At 41.6% G+C, this 18,779-nt stretch carries 22 protein-coding genes; 14 read left to right on the top strand and 8 right to left on the bottom strand.

From position 1 onward, the window contains the following. The first annotated feature begins 37 nt into the window (after window positions 1-37). A complete protein-coding gene (locus tag QM859_RS07200) occupies window positions 38-754 on the top strand; it encodes a YebC/PmpR family DNA-binding transcriptional regulator (protein WP_414262597.1) in 717 nt (238 codons plus the stop codon). 44 nt (window positions 755-798) lie between these two features. On the opposite strand, the gene QM859_RS07195 is transcribed toward QM859_RS07200, so the two are convergent. Continuing rightward, window positions 799-1,482: a hypothetical protein gene (locus tag QM859_RS07195; protein ID WP_414262596.1), complete on the bottom strand. Its 684-nt coding sequence runs from the start codon at window positions 1,480-1,482 to the stop codon at window positions 799-801. 158 nt (window positions 1,483-1,640) lie between these two features. Here QM859_RS07195 and QM859_RS07190 point away from each other — a divergent pair, with 158 nt between their 5' ends. From QM859_RS07190 to QM859_RS07130, 13 genes are all read left to right on the top strand, one after another. Beyond that, on the top strand, window positions 1,641-1,991 hold the full coding sequence (locus QM859_RS07190) for a hypothetical protein (RefSeq protein ID WP_414262726.1): 351 nt from the start codon (window positions 1,641-1,643) through the stop codon (window positions 1,989-1,991). Window positions 1,992-2,104: 113 nt separating this feature from the next. After that, window positions 2,105-2,608 carry a phosphatase PAP2 family protein gene (locus tag QM859_RS07185; protein WP_414262595.1) on the top strand — a complete coding sequence of 168 codons (504 nt, stop codon included), beginning with the start codon at window positions 2,105-2,107 and terminating at the stop codon, window positions 2,606-2,608. A gap of 118 nt (window positions 2,609-2,726) precedes the next feature. Beyond that, window positions 2,727-3,173 (top strand): LytTR family DNA-binding domain-containing protein, encoded by a 447-nt coding sequence (locus QM859_RS07180; RefSeq protein WP_414262594.1) that lies wholly within the window; start codon window positions 2,727-2,729, stop codon window positions 3,171-3,173. Between the two features lie 4 nt (window positions 3,174-3,177). Continuing rightward, window positions 3,178-3,852 carry a LiaF transmembrane domain-containing protein gene (locus tag QM859_RS07175; RefSeq protein ID WP_036758119.1) on the top strand — a complete coding sequence of 225 codons (675 nt, stop codon included), beginning with the start codon at window positions 3,178-3,180 and terminating at the stop codon, window positions 3,850-3,852. Window positions 3,853-3,958: 106 nt separating this feature from the next. Beyond that, window positions 3,959-4,147: a 50S ribosomal protein L28 gene (gene rpmB / locus QM859_RS07170; RefSeq protein WP_001140948.1), complete on the top strand. Its 189-nt coding sequence runs from the start codon at window positions 3,959-3,961 to the stop codon at window positions 4,145-4,147. 152 nt (window positions 4,148-4,299) lie between these two features. Next, window positions 4,300-4,665: an Asp23/Gls24 family envelope stress response protein gene (locus QM859_RS07165; RefSeq protein ID WP_000216443.1), complete on the top strand. Its 366-nt coding sequence runs from the start codon at window positions 4,300-4,302 to the stop codon at window positions 4,663-4,665. 2 nt (window positions 4,666-4,667) lie between these two features. Beyond that, a complete protein-coding gene (locus QM859_RS07160) occupies window positions 4,668-6,332 on the top strand; it encodes a DAK2 domain-containing protein (RefSeq protein ID WP_414262593.1) in 1,665 nt (554 codons plus the stop codon). 125 nt (window positions 6,333-6,457) lie between these two features. Further along, complete coding sequence (locus QM859_RS07155) at window positions 6,458-6,664, top strand: hypothetical protein (RefSeq protein WP_049509882.1); 207 nt, start codon at window positions 6,458-6,460, stop codon at window positions 6,662-6,664. After that, window positions 6,661-6,855 (top strand): hypothetical protein, encoded by a 195-nt coding sequence (locus QM859_RS07150; RefSeq protein ID WP_414262592.1) that lies wholly within the window; start codon window positions 6,661-6,663, stop codon window positions 6,853-6,855. The genes QM859_RS07155 and QM859_RS07150 overlap by 4 nt, the downstream gene beginning before the upstream one ends. Next, window positions 6,842-7,726: an ABC transporter ATP-binding protein gene (locus QM859_RS07145; RefSeq protein WP_414262591.1), complete on the top strand. Its 885-nt coding sequence runs from the start codon at window positions 6,842-6,844 to the stop codon at window positions 7,724-7,726. Before QM859_RS07150 ends, QM859_RS07145 begins: the two co-directional genes overlap by 14 nt. Before the next feature lies 1 nt (window position 7,727). After that, entirely contained in the window at window positions 7,728-8,465 is a 738-nt protein-coding gene (locus QM859_RS07140) for an ABC transporter permease (protein WP_414262590.1), read from the top strand. Continuing rightward, entirely contained in the window at window positions 8,465-9,562 is a 1,098-nt protein-coding gene (locus tag QM859_RS07135; protein ID WP_414262588.1) for a sensor histidine kinase, read from the top strand. Before QM859_RS07140 ends, QM859_RS07135 begins: the two co-directional genes overlap by 1 nt. Continuing rightward, window positions 9,563-10,162: a response regulator transcription factor gene (locus QM859_RS07130; RefSeq protein WP_414262587.1), complete on the top strand. Its 600-nt coding sequence runs from the start codon at window positions 9,563-9,565 to the stop codon at window positions 10,160-10,162. Window positions 10,163-10,222: 60 nt separating this feature from the next. On the opposite strand, the gene QM859_RS07125 is transcribed toward QM859_RS07130, so the two are convergent. The 7 genes from QM859_RS07125 to QM859_RS07095 all read right to left on the bottom strand — a co-directional run bounded on the left by QM859_RS07125 (window position 10,223) and on the right by QM859_RS07095 (window position 18,732). Then, entirely contained in the window at window positions 10,223-11,797 is a 1,575-nt protein-coding gene (locus QM859_RS07125; RefSeq protein ID WP_414262586.1) for a hypothetical protein, read from the bottom strand. A 70-nt stretch (window positions 11,798-11,867) separates the two neighbouring features. Further along, a complete protein-coding gene (gene dcm / locus QM859_RS07120) occupies window positions 11,868-13,088 on the bottom strand; it encodes a DNA cytosine methyltransferase (RefSeq protein ID WP_414262585.1) in 1,221 nt (406 codons plus the stop codon). 17 nt (window positions 13,089-13,105) lie between these two features. Next, complete coding sequence (locus QM859_RS07115) at window positions 13,106-14,038, bottom strand: group I intron-associated PD-(D/E)XK endonuclease (RefSeq protein WP_414262584.1); 933 nt, start codon at window positions 14,036-14,038, stop codon at window positions 13,106-13,108. Between the two features lie 109 nt (window positions 14,039-14,147). Further along, window positions 14,148-16,802 (bottom strand): valine--tRNA ligase, encoded by a 2,655-nt coding sequence (locus tag QM859_RS07110; protein ID WP_414262583.1) that lies wholly within the window; start codon window positions 16,800-16,802, stop codon window positions 14,148-14,150. A gap of 29 nt (window positions 16,803-16,831) precedes the next feature. Continuing rightward, the gene (locus QM859_RS07105; RefSeq protein WP_414262582.1) at window positions 16,832-17,401 is read right to left on the bottom strand and encodes a GNAT family N-acetyltransferase; all 570 of its coding nucleotides are present in this window, start codon (window positions 17,399-17,401) and stop codon (window positions 16,832-16,834) included. Further along, on the bottom strand, window positions 17,388-17,966 hold the full coding sequence (locus tag QM859_RS07100) for a flavin reductase family protein (protein ID WP_414262581.1): 579 nt from the start codon (window positions 17,964-17,966) through the stop codon (window positions 17,388-17,390). The genes QM859_RS07105 and QM859_RS07100 overlap by 14 nt, the downstream gene beginning before the upstream one ends. Window positions 17,967-18,336: 370 nt before the next feature. After that, window positions 18,337-18,732 (bottom strand): helix-hairpin-helix domain-containing protein, encoded by a 396-nt coding sequence (locus QM859_RS07095; protein WP_004250587.1) that lies wholly within the window; start codon window positions 18,730-18,732, stop codon window positions 18,337-18,339. Window positions 18,733-18,779: the final 47 nt, after the last annotated feature.

Below are 18,779 nucleotides of genomic sequence, written 5' to 3'. Positions count from 1 at the left end.
AATAAGAAAGATTAAAATGTGAAAAAGGAGATTCCTAATGGGACGTAAATGGGCCAATATCGTAGCCAAGAAAACGGCTAAAGATGGAGCTAACTCTAAAGTATATGCAAAATTTGGTGTAGAAATCTATGTAGCAGCTAAAAAAGGTGATCCAGATCCAGAATCAAACTCAGCTTTGAAATTCGTTATCGACCGTGCTAAACAAGCGCAAGTGCCAAAACACGTTATTGATAAGGCTTTGGATAAGGCTAAAGGAAATACAGACGAAACCTTTACAGAAGGACGTTACGAAGGCTTTGGGCCAAATGGTTCAATGCTCATCGTGGATACCTTGACTTCAAACGTTAACCGTACAGCTGCCAATGTCCGTGCTGCCTTTGGTAAAAATGGTGGAAACATGGGAGCTTCAGGTTCAGTATCTTACCTCTTTGACAACAAAGGTGTCATCGTATTTTCTGGTGACGACGCTGATGCTATCTTTGAACTCTTACTTGAAGCAGATGTCGATGTAGACGATGTAGAAGCAGAAGAAGGAACAATCACTGTTTACACAGCTCCAACTGACCTTCACAAAGCTATTGTGGCTTTGCGTGAATCTGGTATCGAAGAATTCCAAGTAACAGAACTTGAGATGATTCCTCAATCAGAAGTTGAGTTGTCAGGGGATGACCTTGAAACCTTTGAAAAACTTTATGGCGTTCTTGAAGACGACGAAGACGTACAAAAAATCTACACAAACGTAGATGGATTCTAATAGAAAAGCGAACAGGCTTAATAGCTGTTCGCTTTTTTGTTATGTTAAACTTTCACTCCATCATCAGTTTTCTCTTTTCTATCCAAGCCTAGGGCAAATTTACGGACGAGAAGAAACTGGCCGTTTTCCTGCTTTGCGAAAGTGAGTACGACTGTCTTGGTGTTTGAACCGAGGGATAGATAGGTGATTTTCTTAATGTCGTAATCACCTGAGGTTGACTCAATTTCAGAATCTGGTAATCCATGCTTGCTGATGATATCTTTGTAGTTGGAGCCGCCTTTTCCTCTGTTTGCAGTGTCTCCCTCTATCAAAGCATCGAACTGCTCCTGGGTCCAAGAGAAGGTATCGGTATCTTCGATATCCTCTTCATCATGATCTTCATCTGGTCTATAATCTGGTAATTTTCCAAATTCCTCATTTTCTGTTAAAGAGGTCAGACTTCTATATGGGTGTCGAAAGTTTTTAGCCAAGTCAGTAAAGACACCAGAAGGTAATACTTGCGTCATTAAGACAAGAAAAATGGATAGAATACCTAGGCTTGTTCCGATAATAGCCAATATTTTACGATTTTTGAGATTAAGGCCGATACCAAAAATGCCTAGGGCTATAGCAATAATGGCAAAGAAAAAGGCTAGAATGCTAATGATTGGTAGCCAGGAACTAAGAAGGGCCAGGGTTCCAAAGATGATGGCAAAGATTCCTAAAATTTTCTCTTCTTTATGTTTCATTTGTGAGTTTCTCATTTCTAATCAGGGTGTATTCTTATAGGTGTGAGATAGTGTCTATTATAGATAAAATAAGAGCTGATGTCAATTTCTGCTTAGATAGTTCTCATTGAAACTTAAATGTTCATATGAGAACTATTTTTACTTAGAAGGGAGAAAGAATGGATAAACCGATGTTGGTCTTTAAACGTTTTTCAATCCCCAGTCTATTGACTCGGACGACTAATGATATCACGCAGATTCAGATGCTCTTTACCATGGGACTCCAAGTGGTCACTCGTGGTCCTATCATGGCTATTTGGGCCATTGGGAAAATCCTTGGCATGTCAGAATACTGGATTTGGGCAGTAGTGGTGGAGTCATTGTCAACGATCCGCAATGCTGACTTGATTCTGGTCATGAAAGAAGGAAACATCATCGAGCAAGGAAATCATAATGAGTTAATGGTGCAAGATGGTTTCTATGCAGACCTCTACAATAGTCAATTTACAGAAGACCAAGCAGAAGAATAAATCAAAAGAAGGCTTGACGGCCTTCTTTTTCTGCACTATACTAGAATAGGAGATGCTTGCAGACTTGTTCTGTCAGGCTTCTTGTGTAAAATCTAGAAACAACGAGAAAACAGATGAAAAACTATCAAGAGTGGTACGATAAGAGGAAATCAAGTCTTCTTCGACACCCACAATTATTGCAATTGATGCGAGTCTTTAATCGCATGATGACAGTTCTGATGCCCTTGGCCTACTTGAGCTTATTGGGAACAGTCCTTATAAGCAAGGGCTTGGGACAAGACCTTTACGCTTATATTTTAGTTCCAGCTTTAGGATTTCTCCTATTGACGCTTGTACGTAAGTGGATCAATCAACCGCGTCCCTATGAAACTTGGGAAATTGTCCCACTACTAGATAAGGACAGCTCTGGGAATTCAATGCCTAGTCGCCACGTCTTTTCGGCAACCATCATTTCCATGGCTTGCTTGCATGCAAATCTGCCTGTGGGGTTGGTTTTGTTGGTCTTATCAGTTCTTCTCGGTCTTGTGCGGGTCTTAGGAGGCGTTCATTATCCCAAGGATGTTTTAGTTGGCTACGCCTGTGGTCTCCTCTTGGGAATTCTTTTCTTTATTTTGTAAGAAGCAAAGCAAGTGGGCTTGGCCTCGTAACCACTTACGGGTTAAAAGTGACCACTTGCTTTTTTGCCCTTGTAAAGTCTTCTGGCCTTTGGTATAGTAGATGCAGAAAGGAGATAGGATGAAGTTACGAATCGAGATTGATAGTGAATTAACTGAGACAGAGATTGTCATCAAGGCTGTAGCCCTGACAGATGAGATAGCTGACTTGCAACGACTCTTGCAAGAAACCAAGGCTCCTAGGTTGATCTTTTACAAGGGGACGGGTGAGTACTACTTAGACTTGGCAGAAATCCTCTTCTTTGAGACGGAAGGTAGCAAGATTTACGCCCATACCCAGAAAGAGGCCTACGAGGTTCGGCTCAAGCTTTATGAGTTGGAGTCTATCCTGCCACGTTATTTCAGTCGGGTATCCAAGTCGACCATTGCCAATATCCGGCAAGTTTACTCGGTTGACAAGTCCTTCTCAGGGACAGGCACTATTTCCTTTTATCAAACCCACAAGGAGGTTCACGTGTCACGGCACTACCAATCCCTCCTAAAAGAAAATCTAAGAAACATGAGGTAAGAATATGAAAAAGAAAGCATTTGGTATTGTGTTGCTAGTATTGGCAGCTTTAGTATTATTACAGGGGAATTTTGGAATTCCTTCATTTGGAGGGCAGATTTGGCCCTTGATTGGTATTGGATTTTTTGCCTATCAATCAGTTGAGGCAATCCTTCGTCGTCATTTCACTTCAGCCTCTTTTACAGCCCTAGTGGCCCTCATGATTGCTAATCATTTTTATGACATTTTACCGATTCCCAATCAATCATTGTTCTGGGCGGGAGTGCTAATCGTTCTCGGAGTTGGCATGTTGACTAATTCGAACAAAACATGGAACGAGAAAAAATGGTGGTATGACGCTGAAAAGACCATTCTAACAGAAAAGGAAGTTTCCTTTGGTAGTGGAACTTTTTACAAACAGGACCAAGACTTGGTAGAAGACCAGTTTGAAGTTAGCTGTGGAAATGCCAAGATTTATTATGACAATGCAGAGATGTTAGGCGATAGTGCAACCTTGAAGGTAGAAGTCAGTTTAGGGAATGCAGTTATCTATGTGCCCCAACACTGGAGAGTGGACCTGAAGGTGGAGACTTCTTGTGGAGTAGCTAAGGCAGATGCTCCTGTAGCCCCAACCAGCAAAACCTTGATTATCCGTGGAGAGGTAGCTTTTGGTAAATTAGAAGTTGTCTACGTCAAATAAAAAAAGTCTTCCAATTCCCTTGCCAAAAATAAGAAAGTGTGATAACATAGTACGGTATGTGGTGCTAGCACATCCGCTATATTAGATCTAATAGGAGGAAAACACAATGGCTAAAGTATGTTACTTTACAGGTCGTAAGACTGTATCAGGAAACAACCGTTCACACGCGATGAACCAAACTAAACGTGCCGTAAAACCAAACCTTCAAAAAGTTACTGTTCTTATCGATGGTAAACCTAAAAAAGTTTGGGCTTCAGCTCGTGCTTTGAAATCAGGAAAAGTAGAACGCGTTTAATAAACATGAAAAGACCTAAGTGGTCTTTTTCTTTTGCTCGAAAGCTGAAATCATTTGAAAAATCAAGCAAATATCCGATGATACATCATTCTGCTTTTACAGTTGGGCTGAAATATGATAAAATAGAGTATCAACTATTTGAGGTAAAAAAAATGACTGTAAAAATTAATACAAAAGATGGTCAAGTCGAACTGACAGATGATGTAATCGCTACTGTCGTAGGTGGTGCAGCAACTGAAATTTTTGGTGTAGTCGGTATGGCTAGTAAAAATGCCCTCAAAGATAATTTCCAAGCCCTTCTTGGTAAGGAAAATTATTCAAAAGGTGTAGTCGTTAAAGCAGCTGAAGACGGTAGTATTGCAGTTGATGTATATACTGTATTGAGCTACGGTACAAAAATCAGTGAAGTTTCAAAAAACATCCAAGAACGTGTTCGCTTTAGCTTAGAGAACCAACTTGGAATCACTGCTCAAACTGTGAATGTCTACATTCAAAATATCAAAGTTGTAGGAGAATAATCGTGTCAAATATTACTACAAGCTTATTTCAAGAAATGGTACAGGCTGCTTCAACTCGTTTGAACAAGCAAGCCGAATACGTCAATTCATTGAACGTCTTCCCAGTTCCAGACGGAGATACAGGAACAAACATGGGAATGACAATCGAAAATGGTGCTAAAGAAGTAGCAGACAAACCAGCTTCAACTGTTGGTGAGGCTGCAAGTATCTTGGCTAAAGGTCTTTTGATGGGTGCGCGTGGAAACTCAGGAGTTATCACTTCTCAGCTTTTCCGCGGATTTTCACAAGCCATCAAGACAAAAGAAGAGCTAACAGGAAAAGACCTAGCTCTTGCCTTCCAATCAGGTGTTGAGGTTGCCTACAAGGCTGTTATGAAGCCAGTTGAAGGGACAATCTTGACCGTATCACGTGGTGCTGCCATCGGTGCTAAGAAAAAAGCAGAGCAGACAGATGACGCAGTTGAAGTTATGCGTGCAGCCTTGGAAGGAGCTAAAGCAGCCCTCGCTAAAACTCCAGAAATGCTTCCAGTATTGAAGGAAGTTGGAGTTGTGGACTCAGGTGGTCAAGGTTTGGTCTTCATCTATGAAGGATTCCTTTCAGCTCTTACTGGTGAATACAGTGCGTCTGAAGACTTTGTAGCTACTCCAGCCAATATGGGTGAGATGATCAATGCAGAACACCACAAATCTGTAGCTGGACATGTGGCAACAGAAGACATTACCTTTGGTTACTGTACTGAAATCATGGTCGCCCTCAAACAAGGTCCAACTTATGCTAAAGAGTTTGACTACGAAGAATTCCGTAACTACTTGAACGAACTTGGGGATTCTCTACTTGTTGTCAATGATGACGAAATCGTTAAAGTTCACGTCCATACAGAAGATCCAGGACTTGTTATGCAAGAAGGTCTGAAATATGGTAGCTTGGTTAAGGTTAAAGTCGATAACATGCGTAACCAACACGAAGCGCAAGTAGAAAAAGAAGCGCAAGTCAGCAAGCCAGCTGAAGAAAAAGAATATGCACTTATCGCAGTAGTAGCTGGACAAGGATTGGCAGACATCTTCCGTGCCCAAGGTGTGGACTATGTCATCGAGGGTGGACAAACCATGAACCCTTCGACAGAAGACTTTGTCAAGGCTGTTGAGAAAGTTAATGCTCGTAACATCATCTTCTTGCCAAACAACAAAAACATCTTCATGGCAGCTCAATCTGCAGCTGAAGTATTGGAACAACCAGCTGTTGTAGTAGAAGCTCGTACAATTCCTCAAGGATTGACTAGCCTTCTAGCATTTGACCCAAGCAAGTCTATCGAAGAAAACCAAGAACGCATGACTGCAGCCCTTGGCGATGTCATCAGTGGTAGTGTAACAACAGCCGTTCGTGACACGACTATCGATGGTCTAGAAATTCATGAAAATGATAATCTTGGTATGGTAGATGGTAAGATCCTCGTATCAAACCCTGACATGCACCAAACCTTGACTGAAACCTTGAAACACATGTTGGATGAAGACAGTGAAATCGTAACCTTCTATGTTGGAGAAGACGGAAGCGAAGAATTGGCAAATGAAATTGCTCAAGAAATCGCAGAAGAATTCGAAGATGTCGAAGTAGAAATTCACCAAGGTCAACAACCGGTTTATCCATATCTTTTCAGTGTGGAATAAAGATTAAATAATAGAAAAAAGAAAGTTGAGAAATCAACTTTCTTTTTTTGTGACATTTGTCATATTTCCTAATGACAGAAGCTTCTAGTGACACAACCTTCAAAGAATTATAATAGATGTATCAAATGGAGGAAGAAAAAATGAAACATAAAGTAATTGTCGCAATGAGTTTAGTAGCAGCAGGAGTCATGACTTATCTCATGTTTTCAGGATTGGATGAAGGCTTTTATCATTTTCCTTGGGAGTTATTTGCAAGCTTTGGAATCATGTCTTGGTTGATTCGAGAAGGTTTGAAATTGGTCTCAGATGTGAAAAAGGAGTTTGAAAAATGAAAAAAGCGATTCTCTTTCTTTTTATTGGACTGTCACTAGTGGTATGGTTGGTAGAAATGTTTACAGGTTGGTTTGATCAAGCCTTCCTTCACCAAGTCATTCGCGGTGCCTGGGGATTAGGATTTATGATTTTTATCGCCTTTCCGATGGGGATGGAATGGCTGAAAGGAGAATATCATGAACATGATTAAGGTACAAGGCTTACATAAAAACATCAAGGGCAAGGCTATTTTGAAGGATATTTCCTTTGAGGTAGCTGAAGGTGAATGCGTCGCCTTGATTGGGCCAAATGGTGCCGGAAAGACAACGCTATTGGACTGTTTGCTTGGAGATAAACTGGTCACCAGCGGTCAAGTATCCATCCAAGGTTTGCCGGTGACGAGTTCTCAGTTAGACTATATTAGAAGCTACCTGCCTCAAGAAAATGTCATCGTTCAGAAATTAAAGGTCAAAGAGTTGATTGCTTTCTTTCAAAGTATTTATCCAAATCCCTTGAGCAATCAGGAAATCGATCAACTATTGCAGTTTGACCAGCAACAAAAAGAGCAATTCGCAGAAAAATTGTCAGGTGGGCAAAAGCGTCTCTTCTCTTTTGTCTTAACCTTGATTGGCCGACCAAAGCTTGTCTTTTTAGATGAACCAACTGCTGCCATGGATACTTCAACCCGTCAACGCTTTTGGGAAATTGTTCAGGATCTAAAAGCGCAGGGAGTAACTATTCTCTATTCGTCCCATTATATCGAAGAGGTAGAGCATACAGCGGACCGAATCTTGGTCTTGAATAAGGGAGAGTTGATTCGCGATACAACACCTCTAGCCATGCGCAGTGAGGAGATTGAAAAGCACTTTATCCTTCCCCCAGCATATAAGGAAGTTGTCGAACAGTCAAACTTGGTTGAAAACTGGTCACAAAAACAAGATGCTTTGCAAGTAGTTACACGTGAAGCGAATGCTTTTTGGCAACTGTTAGTGCAAGCAGGATGTAGGATTCAAGAAATTGAAGTCAATAATCGTAGCTTGTTGGATACAATCTTTGAAGAAACACAAAAAGGAGATGACTAAGATGAAACGATGGATCGCACTAAACAAGATAGAATTTCTATTGACCAAACGACAATTAGTCTATTATCTGTTATCCGTAGGGATGCCGACAGCCTTCTATTTATTCTTTTCAGGTATGTACCAGGAAACACCGGGTGGACCGGCTAATTTTATGCGCGACTACCTCATCTCCATGACGGCTTTTTCCATGATGTCGACAGCTATCTTTTCATTCCCAGTTGTTTTACATACCGATAAGATCAACAACTGGCAGAAAATATTACGTCATAGCCCTGTAAATATGGTAGAATATTATCTATCAAAGATAACAAGTATGCTGGTTGATTATTTGGTCTCAATTCTGGTTGTTTTCTCAGTTGGGCATTTTGTAAGAGGTGTGGATATGTCTCTTGGAAACTGGATTGGGGCTGCGTTCTTGCTGATAGTAGGAAGTGTTGCCTTTGTAGCTCTTGGCTTGACCTTGACTCTCTTGCCTTCTAGTCAGCTGATGTCAGTCGTGGGCAATCTTCTTTACTTTGGCTTGGCTGTGTTAGGCGGACTCTGGATGCCTGTCTCTTTATTTCCAGACTGGATGCAAGCAATCGGGAAGCGTCTACCAAGCTATCAGTTGATGGAATTGATCAAGACCTTCTTAAATGAGGATGGCATCAATTTATCAGCCACAATTTATCTACTTGTTTTTTCAGCAGTTTTATTTGGTTTGACTATTTACCTTCAAGGTCATAAGGAGAATGCTTAATGCTTGAAAGACTAAAAAGCATACACTATATGTTTTGGGTCAGTTTAATTTTTATGATTTTCCCCATCCTACCTGTAGTGACTGGGTGGCTTTCTGTCTGGCATTTATTGATTGATATTCTATTTGTAGTGGCGTATTTGGGTATTTTAACAACCAAGAGCCAGCGCCTATCTTGGCTTTTCTGGGGGATCATGCTGACTTATGTAGTTGGTTATACTGCCTTTGTTGCTGTTAATTATATCTGGTTTTTCTTTTACCTTTCTAATCTCTTAATTTATCATTTCAGGGTGCGGAGTCTTCGTTCTCTGCATGTCTGGACTTTTCTCCTTGCTCAAGTTCTTGTTGTTGGACAACTCATGATGTTTCAGTCAGTCGAAACTGAGGCTGTAGCCTTTGAGCTTGGGATTCTTACTTTTGTCGATTTAATGACATTGGGTTTGGTTCGGATTCGCATTGTCGAGGATTTGAAAGAAGCTCAGGCCAAGCAAAATGCCCAGATAAATCTATTGCTTGCTGAAAATGAACGTAGTCGTATCGGTCAGGACTTGCATGATAGCTTGGGACATACCTTTGCTATGCTGAGTGTCAAGACAGATCTGGCCTTGCAGTTATTTCAGATGGAGGCTTATCCACAGGTGGAAAAGGAATTAAAAGAAATTCACCAGATCAGCAAGGATTCCATGAATGAAGTGCGGACCATTGTGGAAAATCTGAAATCACGGACCTTAGCATCAGAGCTTGAGACTGTTAAGAAGATGCTAGAGATTGCTGGGATTGAAGTTGAGGTTGACAATCAGTTGGACAAGGCTAGTTTGACCCAAGATGTGGAGTCGACAGCTGCTATGGTTTTGTTAGAACTGGCGACCAATATCATCAAACATGCCAGTGCTGAAAAAGCCTATCTAAAACTGGAACGTACAGATCAGGAATTGGTCCTGACAGTCAGAGATGACGGGAAAGGATTTGCAACTGTAAAAGGGAATGAACTCCATACAGTCCGTGACCGTGCAGCAGCCTTCTCAGGTCAAGTAGAGCTGGTCAGTTTGAAAGATCCAACAGAGGTGCGCGTGCATCTGCCTTATAAGGAGAGAAAGTAGATGAAAGTATTAGTCGCAGAAGATCAAAGTATGCTTAGAGATGCCATGTGTCAGCTCTTGAGTTTTCAACCAGATGTGGAGACTGTCTTGCAGGCGAAAAATGGAGCCGAGGCTATCGAGGTTTTGGAGAAAGAAGCAGTAGATATTGCCATCCTTGACGTCGAAATGCCAGTAAAGACAGGACTGGAGGCTCTCGAATGGATTAAACAAGAGGTGCCTGAAACCAAGGTGGTTATCGTTACGACCTTTAAACGCCCAGGTTATTTTGAACGAGCTGTCAAAGCAGGAGTCGATGCCTATGTCTTGAAAGAGCGAAGCATCGCCGAGCTCATGCAAACCCTACATACGGTGTTAGAGGGACGCAAGGAATATTCTCCAGAGCTGATGGAAGTCATGATGACTCATCCCAACCCCTTGACCGAGCAGGAAGTTGCTGTCTTGCATGGAGTAGCACAGGGGCTGTCCAACCAAGAAATTGCGGACAAGCTCTACCTCTCAAACGGTACCGTTCGTAATTACATGACCAATATCCTCTCCAAACTAGGCGCCAGCAACCGAACCGAAGCGACCAAAACTGCCGAAGAAGAAGGCTGGTTGTGAGGGGGAGAAAGAAAAAATCTCTTAGAAATAGATCTAAGAGATTTTTTGCACTATTCAAATCTATTTTGCTACCCAGCCGATAGCATCGCTTGGTGGGTTTTCGGTATCAATCCAGATGAATTCAATACCGATTTCCCCGTTTTTAAACTTGGTCAATCGAATACCATTGATTTCTAGTTCATTGAGTCGTTGACCTGTCAATATTTCTCGTTCCTTCAACTGGAAAACACCACGCAAGATCCAATTCCCAAGAATTTCTTGCTTATCAGTGGATTGAATCGCCTTGCCAGCTTCTTGGTTAATATAGGCATTGATGACATCACCAGAAGGTAAAAATCTTAGTTTAAAGGTTCTTTCTTCTTTAGACAGAGCTAGTTTTTTAGAGCCAGGTTCAAAGGTTCCAAATCCTGGTCCGAAGAAGTCAGGCCTTTCATCGTGGAAATTTTTGGAGTCAGGCAGAGGAATGTAAACCTCACTAACTGGCCGATAAACCAGCTGTTCAATTTCTTTAATGAGTTTTTCATTGCCAGTATTACGAACAAAGTGAATCAAGTCCTCACGAATCGCCTTCATCTGAGTTTTTTCTTCCTTACTGGTCCATTTCTTCAAGAGGATTTCTTCCAGAGAGAAGGTCACGAAAGCTAGTTCTTCAGGAGCCAGACTGTTCTTAAATTTATCCTGGATCTTTAAAATTCGTGGCAGACGATCTTTCTTAGCTAGTTTTGAACCACCGTTAAAGGCATTGAAACCAGAGTTTTCTTCTACATTTCCATGTTTGTCTGTGATTACCCAAGACACAGTTTCTAAGATATCGGATTGTCCCTTTTCAGATGTTAGCAAATGAAGATTTTCAAAGAGAGAAAAAGGATCTTCGATGTAATGAACGTCCCAAGTATCTACCACAATGTCTTTATTGTTAAAAGTCATGTGAAGCTGGCTATCAGCTGCTGTATACTTGTAGTGGTGTTGTCCATCTGTAAATCGGAAATTGGTTGGATTGTTTTTGGTAGTTGAGCCTTCAATGACCAGATTATCAATATCGACTGGTAAATAAGTTGTTTCACCAACAAAAATCTTAGGATTTTCACCCTTTGGTGTTGGCATCAAAACATGGTAAACGGCTTCGACATTGACCGAATCCGAGTTAAAACCCTTGATTTGAGCCTTAGAGGATTCGATTCTCTGATTCCTCAAAGTCGCAATCTTTCGCGCCAACTCTTCATAGCGCTGATAGTTTTCCTTGTCTGCAGCTTCTTTATCTACTGAAATATCAGCATGAAACTTGATATCACCCAACAAGTCCGTCCAAGATTGAGAATCTTTCTTGAACTGGGCAATTTTTTGGTCTCCAGAATTAATCCCAAAAGATTTGATACCTACTAGGTATTTATGATTTTCATCCACAACAACAGAAGCATCATAGGAAGTATTGGCGATATCTTCCCCTACGGCATTAAAGGACTTCTGGAAAACAGTCTCCTGAAATTTGGAGTTAATGATCGGAGCCACATAATTCTCTGTTTGTCCCTCGTCTTCGGATTCTGCCTTTTGAGAGAAAGCTTGGCTCAAACTAGCGAAGTTGGTAATTAAGGTTTTGTATTTTTCTTTTTGTTCAGACTTTAGATGTTCCCACATAAGCACCCTCTTTTCTATTTTCAGTATATCAAAAGAAGATTAGTTTTTCACTAATCCTCTTATATATTCGTTAATTAATACTGTAAAATTCAAGTTTGCCTTGTTTTTTGACAAGTCTCAAATACTCTTCATCTGACAGAACGGCTAAGCCATCATCATAAGCCTTGATTTTTTCAAGAGCTTGGTCATAGCTATCTACAAAGTCCTTGACATAGGATTCCCCTTCAAACTGGCCATTCATCTTGGTGTAGATAATGGCGAATTTCCCTGACCGTTCCAGTTGAGACTGCCCTTGACTTTCGTTTAAAGCCTTGGCAACATTCTCTGCGATGCGTTTAATCACAGGAACAACTACGCTATTTCCAGCTTGTTTGTAGAGCTGACCATTGGAAACCCCTTCTGGAATTTTAAAGGACTTAGGATAACCTTGAACGTTAAAGGTTTCTTTTGGTGTCAATTTACGAATCTCACCACTATCCGTCAAAATCAATGGAACGTTGTGTCCGCCTGTTCCCATATTGGCTGTCAAAGTAGGGACGACACCGTTTTTATTTTCACGGACATATTGACGGCGCCACTGGTAAACTGTGTCTTGGCTAGTCACTTCAAACTTCAACTGATCGTAGAAATTCTGCTTGCCTTCACGGTAGTAGTAGACCTCGTCTAGCTGATCACCAAAGTTAATCAGATCCTGAAGAGTCGTAGTCAGCTTGATTTCCTCTGGGAATTCAAACAAGTCATAAGCTTCCTTGGTATCAAAACCAACAATGTAGATACGTTCACGGTTTTGTGGGATATTTCCATAGTCTTTTCCATTGAGAACCTTCCACTTGATAAAGTAGTTGTTCTCCGTCAAGGCCTCACGGATGACCTTGAAGGTATTGCCATGGTCATGACCGACCATGTTCTTGACGTTTTCGATGAAAATAGCGCGAGGTTTGCATCCTTCAATCATGCGAAGCAATTCGAAGAAAAGATCACCACGATCATCATCAAAGCCCTTGCGATAACCCGCAATACTAAAGGCCTGACAAGGGAATCCTCCCATAATCACATCCACGCGCTCAGCCGGAATATCCTCTGGCTGAACATCGTGAATATCACGACCATCCAAATAGGTATCTGGATGGTTTAATTGATAAGTCTGACGCGCATACTTATCAAATTCATTGGCATACACCACTCTGAACTCGTTGGTCTGTTCAAATCCCAACTCAATTCCCCCAACACCAGAGAAGAATGCTGCAATGTTGTACTTCTCAGGTCGGTTCGAACTTACAGAATTTGTCATGTTTGCTCCTTTACTAATTATCTAATTCTTGCTTTCCACTTACGTGTTCTTAATTTTTGATTTACAAGTTCACCAAAGATACTCCAGTATTTAAGATATTTATCAAAGATACTCCAGTTTTCAAGATATTTTTTCATTTCATTTGTTGAAACTTTTTCCTTACTTTGCTCTACAACTTCTATAGGAATTAAATATACCAAGCCATTTTTCTTATTAACTGCTGCATAGATATCGCAATCTTCTTTTGTAATACGTCTGCCTTTGTTTCTCTCATGAGTATAATCGATTCCTTGTCCACCTCTTGCGCGATCTTTAAAATAAATTGTATTACCACTAATCCCTTTTACTTGAACTCTAAATGTTTTTCCTTTATATCCAACAATTGCATCGTATCTAGAAGTTCTAACATCAACATTTGAACTATCAAATCCTGCTAATATAGCCCTTGCAATAAACAAAAATTGAGCAGAATCTCCTGCATTGGATGTCATTGTACCAGTATCTACAGAACTAAGATTAGTACTAAAACCATCAGATAGTATTAACGGGAATAGAGATATGATTGATTTCGAGAGGCGTTTTTTCAAAATTTTTGTTTCTTTTTTATCTAATGAGAAATCAAGTTCAGCTAATAGCGATTCTGACATGACTTCAGATAATGAGTCATAAGAACTTTCATTACACTTCTCTTTAATTATGTTTAACATTTTAGATTCAAGATAATCTTCAACATGTTTTTTATACAACACTTTTTCTATTGCAATTTTGGGAATTCGACTTTTTATAAAATTCTCATTTTTAAAATCTTCCCAGAGTTGTTCTTTTTCAAAATTTGTCAAAGTATCAAATTTCTTTTTAAGATATCGAATAATTTCATCTTTATTATCAAAACGAGAAATGTTGTTATTAATGAGAATAATGTCTTTACGTATGTCTTCTTCTAGGCCCATTTTATTATACTCCATATATTAAACAACTGCATCAGGGAATAATTGATATCATTATCAAATTTATTTTAAGGCAATTAAGGTTAGTTTATCGTAAATATTAATAGGTAAATTAATTTTTTGTTAACTTCTTCATCTCATCAATACGTGCGACGGTCGCGTCGTATTTGGCTTGGTAGTCGGCTTGTTTGTCGCGTTCTTTTTGGACGACTTCTGGTTTGGCATTGGCTACGAAGCGTTCGTTAGAGAGCTTCTTACCGACCATATCCAGTTCTTTTTGCCATTTAGCCAGTTCCTTGTCGAGACGAGCCAGTTCTTCTTCGACATTGAGGAGGTCTGCGAGTGGCAAGTAAATTTCTGCTCCTGTGATGACGCTTGACATTGCGAGTTCAGGTGCAGGGATGTTTGATGCGATTTCCAAGTGTTCTGGATTTGTGAAGCGTTTGATGTAGTTGACATTGCTGTTAAAGAAGGCTTCCAAGTCGCTATCGCTTGTCTTAACAAGGATAGTGATTGGCTTGCTTGGTGCTACGTTCACTTCCGCACGCGCATTACGAACGGCACGGATCAAGTCTTTGAGACTTTCCACACCAGTGTGGGCAGCAAGGTCTTCAAAGGCTGGGTTGACAGTTGGGTATTCTGCTGTAACGATAGAACCTTCTGAGATTTGTCCAAAGATTTCCTCTGTCACGAATGGCATGATTGGGTGAAGGAGACGAAGAATCTTGTCCAAGGTGTAAAGGAGAACAGAACGTGTGATGACTTTCTCTTCTTCGTTATCGCTATAAAGGACTTCCTTGGTCAACTCAACGTACCAGTCCGCAAACTCGTCCCAGATGAAGTTGTAGAGGATGTGTCCAGCAACACCAAATTCAAACTTGTCAAAGTTTTCAGTGACTTTGCCGATAGTTTCATTGAGGTTGTGGAGAATCCAGCGGTCTGTGACATTTCCAGCTTCCTTGTTGACAACTTTTTCGACATTGGCAGTTGCTTGCTCAAGGGTCAAGCCTTCATTGTTCATGAGGATGTAGCGAGAGATGTTCCAGATCTTGTTGATGAAGTTCCATGAAGCATCCATTTTCTCGTAAGAGAAGCGCACGTCTTGACCTGGTGCAGAACCGTTTGAAAGGAACCAACGAAGAGCATCAGCACCGTATTTCTCGATGATATCCATTGGGTCAATTCCGTTACCGAGTGATTTAGACATCTTACGTCCTTGCTCGTCACGGATAAGACCGTGGATAAGGACGTTTTGGAATGGCTGACGGCCAGTGAATTCCAATGATTGGAAGATCATACGAGACACCCAGAAGAAGATGATGTCATAACCTGTTACCAAGGTTGATGTTGGGAAGTAACGTTTGAAGTCTTCTGAGTCGACATCAGGCCAGCCCATGGTTGAGAATGGCCAGAGGGCAGAACTGAACCAAGTATCCAATACGTCTTCGTCCTGAGTCCATCCGTCACCTTCTGGAGCCTCTTCGCCAACGTACATTTCCCCCTCAGCATTGTACCAAGCAGGGATTTGGTGACCCCACCAGAGCTGACGAGAGATAACCCAGTCGTGGACATTTTCCATCCATTGAAGGAAGGTATCGTTGAAACGAGGTGGGTAGAATTCAACCTTGTCGTCTGTGTCTTGGTTGGCAATGGCATTCTTGGCCAATTGGTCCATCTTGACGAACCATTGCGTAGACAAGCGTGGCTCAACCACAACACCTGTACGCTCTGAGTGACCAACACTGTGGACACGTTTTTCGATTTTAACGAGGGCTCCGATTTCTTCTAACTTGGCAATGACTGCCTTACGAGCTTCAAAACGGTCCATGCCTGCAAATTCGAAGGCCAAGTCATTCATGGTTCCGTCATCGTTCATGACGTTGACTTGTGGCAAGTTATGGCGTTGACCAACTAGGAAGTCGTTCGGATCGTGGGCAGGCGTGATTTTCACGACACCAGTACCAAACTCAGGATCTGCGTGTTCGTCTCCAACGATTGGAATCAATTTATTAGCGATAGGAAGGACGACGTTTTTACCGATCAAATCCTTGTAGCGTGGGTCTTCTGGATTGACCGCAACGGCAACGTCCCCAAACATAGTCTCAGGACGAGTTGTCGCCACTTCAAGGGCACGTGAACCATCTTCTAGCATGTAGTTCATGTGGTAGAAGGCACCTTCAACATCCTTGTGAATAACCTCGATATCAGAAAGGGCTGTGCGAGCCGCTGGGTCCCAGTTGATGATAAACTCACCACGGTAGATCCAGCCTTTTTTGTAAAGGTCCACAAAGACCTTGCGAACGGCTTTTGACAAACCTTCGTCAAGAGTGAAACGCTCACGAGAGTAGTCTACAGAAAGCCCCATCTTGCCCCATTGTTCCTTGATAGTAGTGGCATACTCGTCTTTCCATTCCCAGACTTTTTCTAGGAATTTCTCACGACCGAGGTCATAACGGCTGATGCCCTCACCACGCAAGCGCTCCTCAACCTTAGCTTGAGTGGCAATCCCCGCGTGGTCCATCCCAGGAAGCCAAAGCGTATCAAAACCTTGCATGCGTTTTTGACGGATAATGATATCTTGAAGAGTTGTATCCCAAGCATGACCAAGGTGGAGTTTCCCAGTTACGTTTGGTGGTGGAATGACGATTGAATAAGGCTTAGCCTTTTGATCGCCTGAAGGCTTGAAAACATCAGCGTCAAGCCATTTTTGGTAACGACCAGCCTCAACCTCGGCTGGATTGTATTTAGGTGAAAGTTCTTTAGACATGTGTGTGTCCTTTCTAGTTATTTCTATTTTTAATGTTGACCCTTAGTTTCCCACTCACTCTTCAGCAAGCCATATCTCAAATCATCACAGCGGTTGCCTTGAGCATCTTTGCGGTCTCGGATGCGAGCTTCAAGGGTAAATCCTAATTTTTCCGCAACTCGTTGACTTTGAAGGTTGTAACCAAAGCAAGTCAGTTCTATCTTGTGAAGGCCTAGTTCCTTAAAAGCCAGATCAATCAAGGCACGCGCTGCTTCTGGTACATAACCGTGACCCCAATAATCTGGGTGCAAGGTATAGCCAATCTCAAGCACATCATCTTCGTGCCGATGGTTGAAATCAACAGATCCGATAACTTTATCAGTCCCTTTGACCACAATGCCATAGCCAGCTGGGAGATTGTCCTTTTGATTGCGTTCAGGAAGGATATGCTCCAGATAGTAAATTTCATCTTCCAAGGTCTTGACGGGTGGAAAACCTGCTGGGTAAGAAACTTCTGGCAGACTAGCGTAGGCATGAATATCCTCAGCATCAGCTACTGTACGAACTCGTAAGACAAGTCGGTCAGTCTCTATTCGTTCTGGCAGTTCAGCTCTTGTCATCCTTCTTCCTCGCTTTCTTAATAAAGCTTCCCATGGGATCGACTCGGTCATCTAGATAACGATAAACGCGCTGATGACCGTCCCCCATAAAGTAAGTCGGCGCAAAGCAGTCATTTTTAAAATGGCCCTTATCATCTAAGAGCTTTGGATCAGCCAGACGGTCGATAATCTTTGCAAAGATATGGCAGATGCCATCTTCCTCGATAATCCGATCCACCTGGCAATCCAATACGACTGGACAAGCCTCTAAAATCGGCGCCTGAGTCTGTTCAGAAATCTCGTAGTCAAGTCCCAAATGTTTCAATTTCTCCCGATGGCTGATAAAGCCAGCCTGTTCCATTTCGAGCATGAAGTTTTCATCGGGGATGTTTACGGTAAACTGTTGATAATGCTTGATCTGGTCGGCTGCATTTTCCTCAGCACCAACACCGATGACCAGCCAATCGCCCAGACTATAAGAGGAGCTGCAGGTTGTGATATTGTACCCAAAGTTCTGGTCCTGATACCCTAAGATGAAGATAGGAAAACCATAGTAGAGTTTACTTGTTTTGAAAGATTGTTTCATGACAACCTCCTTTGGCTAGGGATCTAAAATAAAAATCGCCCCTGTCATCAATCTGACAGGGACGAATGTGTTTATCCGCGGTACCACCCAATTTCGGGCAGAGCCCGCAACTTTAATCTTCTTGTTTCGCTTTTATGACGTCGTTAGCTCGTCTTGGCGTACTTGAGTACAGCCTGCAACTCGCTGCCTAGTCCTAAAAGGAAACAAAAAGATTTATATTTCAATTTTTAATTTCAACTCACTAGCAACCAGTTTTGACACATTTGTGGACTTCTCAGCTCCGCCACTTTCTGTAAAATGTGGGACTCAAAACACCTCTAATGGCTTTATTTTAACAAGTTTTTGACGGAAATGCAAGGGACAAGAAAGATTACTTGAACTTGATGCCGTTTTCTTTTAATTTCTTGATCGTAGCTGGACCGATTCCTTTTAAGGCAAGGAGTTCTTTTTCTGTCCAGTTTTTGAAGTCAGCAGCAGACTTAATCCCTTCATCGTAGAAAGTTTTAGCACGGTCAAGTGGAAGTCCGCCTAGGTCAGCTGCGAAATCTTCAACAGAAGTTGTAAGCTTGTGGGCTTGCTCTTTAGTTGCTTCTACAGCTTTTTCTACTTGCTTAGAGACAGCTTTTCCTGCCTCACTTGCTGCTTTTTCAGCATGCTTCACAACTTTTTTTGTTTCTTCAACAACCTTGTTTACAGCATTTGAAAGTGCACCTGAGCGACGAAGACTGTTTCTTAATTGTTTTTTACGTTGTAGTTTTTTTGACATGATAAGATCCTTTCAATAAAAAACCCCTGTGATTGAACAAGGATAAA

It is taken from the genome of Streptococcus infantis (genome assembly GCF_047463175.1).
Taxonomy (GTDB): Bacteria; Bacillota; Bacilli; order Lactobacillales; family Streptococcaceae; genus Streptococcus; species Streptococcus infantis_AC.
Note: the sequence above shows the minus strand (reverse complement) of the source record. Positions and strands in the feature narration are given on the sequence as shown.

Bases quoted from the DNA above. Each gene is read 5' to 3' on its own strand.
- QM859_RS07200 (WP_414262597.1), top strand. From the start codon at position 38: ATGGGACGTAAATGGGCCAATATCGTAGCCAAGAAAACGGCTAAAGAT.
- QM859_RS07195 (WP_414262596.1), bottom strand. From the start codon at position 1,482: ATGAAACATAAAGAAGAGAAAATTTTAGGAATCTTTGCCATCATCTTT.
- QM859_RS07190 (WP_414262726.1), top strand. From the start codon at position 1,641: ATGGATAAACCGATGTTGGTCTTTAAACGTTTTTCAATCCCCAGTCTA.
- QM859_RS07185 (WP_414262595.1), top strand. From the start codon at position 2,105: ATGAAAAACTATCAAGAGTGGTACGATAAGAGGAAATCAAGTCTTCTT.
- QM859_RS07180 (WP_414262594.1), top strand. From the start codon at position 2,727: ATGAAGTTACGAATCGAGATTGATAGTGAATTAACTGAGACAGAGATT.
- QM859_RS07175 (WP_036758119.1), top strand. From the start codon at position 3,178: ATGAAAAAGAAAGCATTTGGTATTGTGTTGCTAGTATTGGCAGCTTTA.
- rpmB (WP_001140948.1), top strand. From the start codon at position 3,959: ATGGCTAAAGTATGTTACTTTACAGGTCGTAAGACTGTATCAGGAAAC.
- QM859_RS07165 (WP_000216443.1), top strand. From the start codon at position 4,300: ATGACTGTAAAAATTAATACAAAAGATGGTCAAGTCGAACTGACAGAT.
- QM859_RS07155 (WP_049509882.1), top strand. From the start codon at position 6,458: ATGGAGGAAGAAAAAATGAAACATAAAGTAATTGTCGCAATGAGTTTA.
- QM859_RS07150 (WP_414262592.1), top strand. From the start codon at position 6,661: ATGAAAAAAGCGATTCTCTTTCTTTTTATTGGACTGTCACTAGTGGTA.
- QM859_RS07145 (WP_414262591.1), top strand. From the start codon at position 6,842: ATGAACATGATTAAGGTACAAGGCTTACATAAAAACATCAAGGGCAAG.
- QM859_RS07140 (WP_414262590.1), top strand. From the start codon at position 7,728: ATGAAACGATGGATCGCACTAAACAAGATAGAATTTCTATTGACCAAA.
- QM859_RS07135 (WP_414262588.1), top strand. From the start codon at position 8,465: ATGCTTGAAAGACTAAAAAGCATACACTATATGTTTTGGGTCAGTTTA.
- QM859_RS07130 (WP_414262587.1), top strand. From the start codon at position 9,563: ATGAAAGTATTAGTCGCAGAAGATCAAAGTATGCTTAGAGATGCCATG.
- QM859_RS07125 (WP_414262586.1), bottom strand. From the start codon at position 11,797: ATGTGGGAACATCTAAAGTCTGAACAAAAAGAAAAATACAAAACCTTA.
- dcm (WP_414262585.1), bottom strand. From the start codon at position 13,088: ATGACAAATTCTGTAAGTTCGAACCGACCTGAGAAGTACAACATTGCA.
- QM859_RS07115 (WP_414262584.1), bottom strand. From the start codon at position 14,038: ATGGGCCTAGAAGAAGACATACGTAAAGACATTATTCTCATTAATAAC.
- QM859_RS07110 (WP_414262583.1), bottom strand. From the start codon at position 16,802: ATGTCTAAAGAACTTTCACCTAAATACAATCCAGCCGAGGTTGAGGCT.
- QM859_RS07105 (WP_414262582.1), bottom strand. From the start codon at position 17,401: ATGACAAGAGCTGAACTGCCAGAACGAATAGAGACTGACCGACTTGTC.
- QM859_RS07100 (WP_414262581.1), bottom strand. From the start codon at position 17,966: ATGAAACAATCTTTCAAAACAAGTAAACTCTACTATGGTTTTCCTATC.
- QM859_RS07095 (WP_004250587.1), bottom strand. From the start codon at position 18,732: ATGTCAAAAAAACTACAACGTAAAAAACAATTAAGAAACAGTCTTCGT.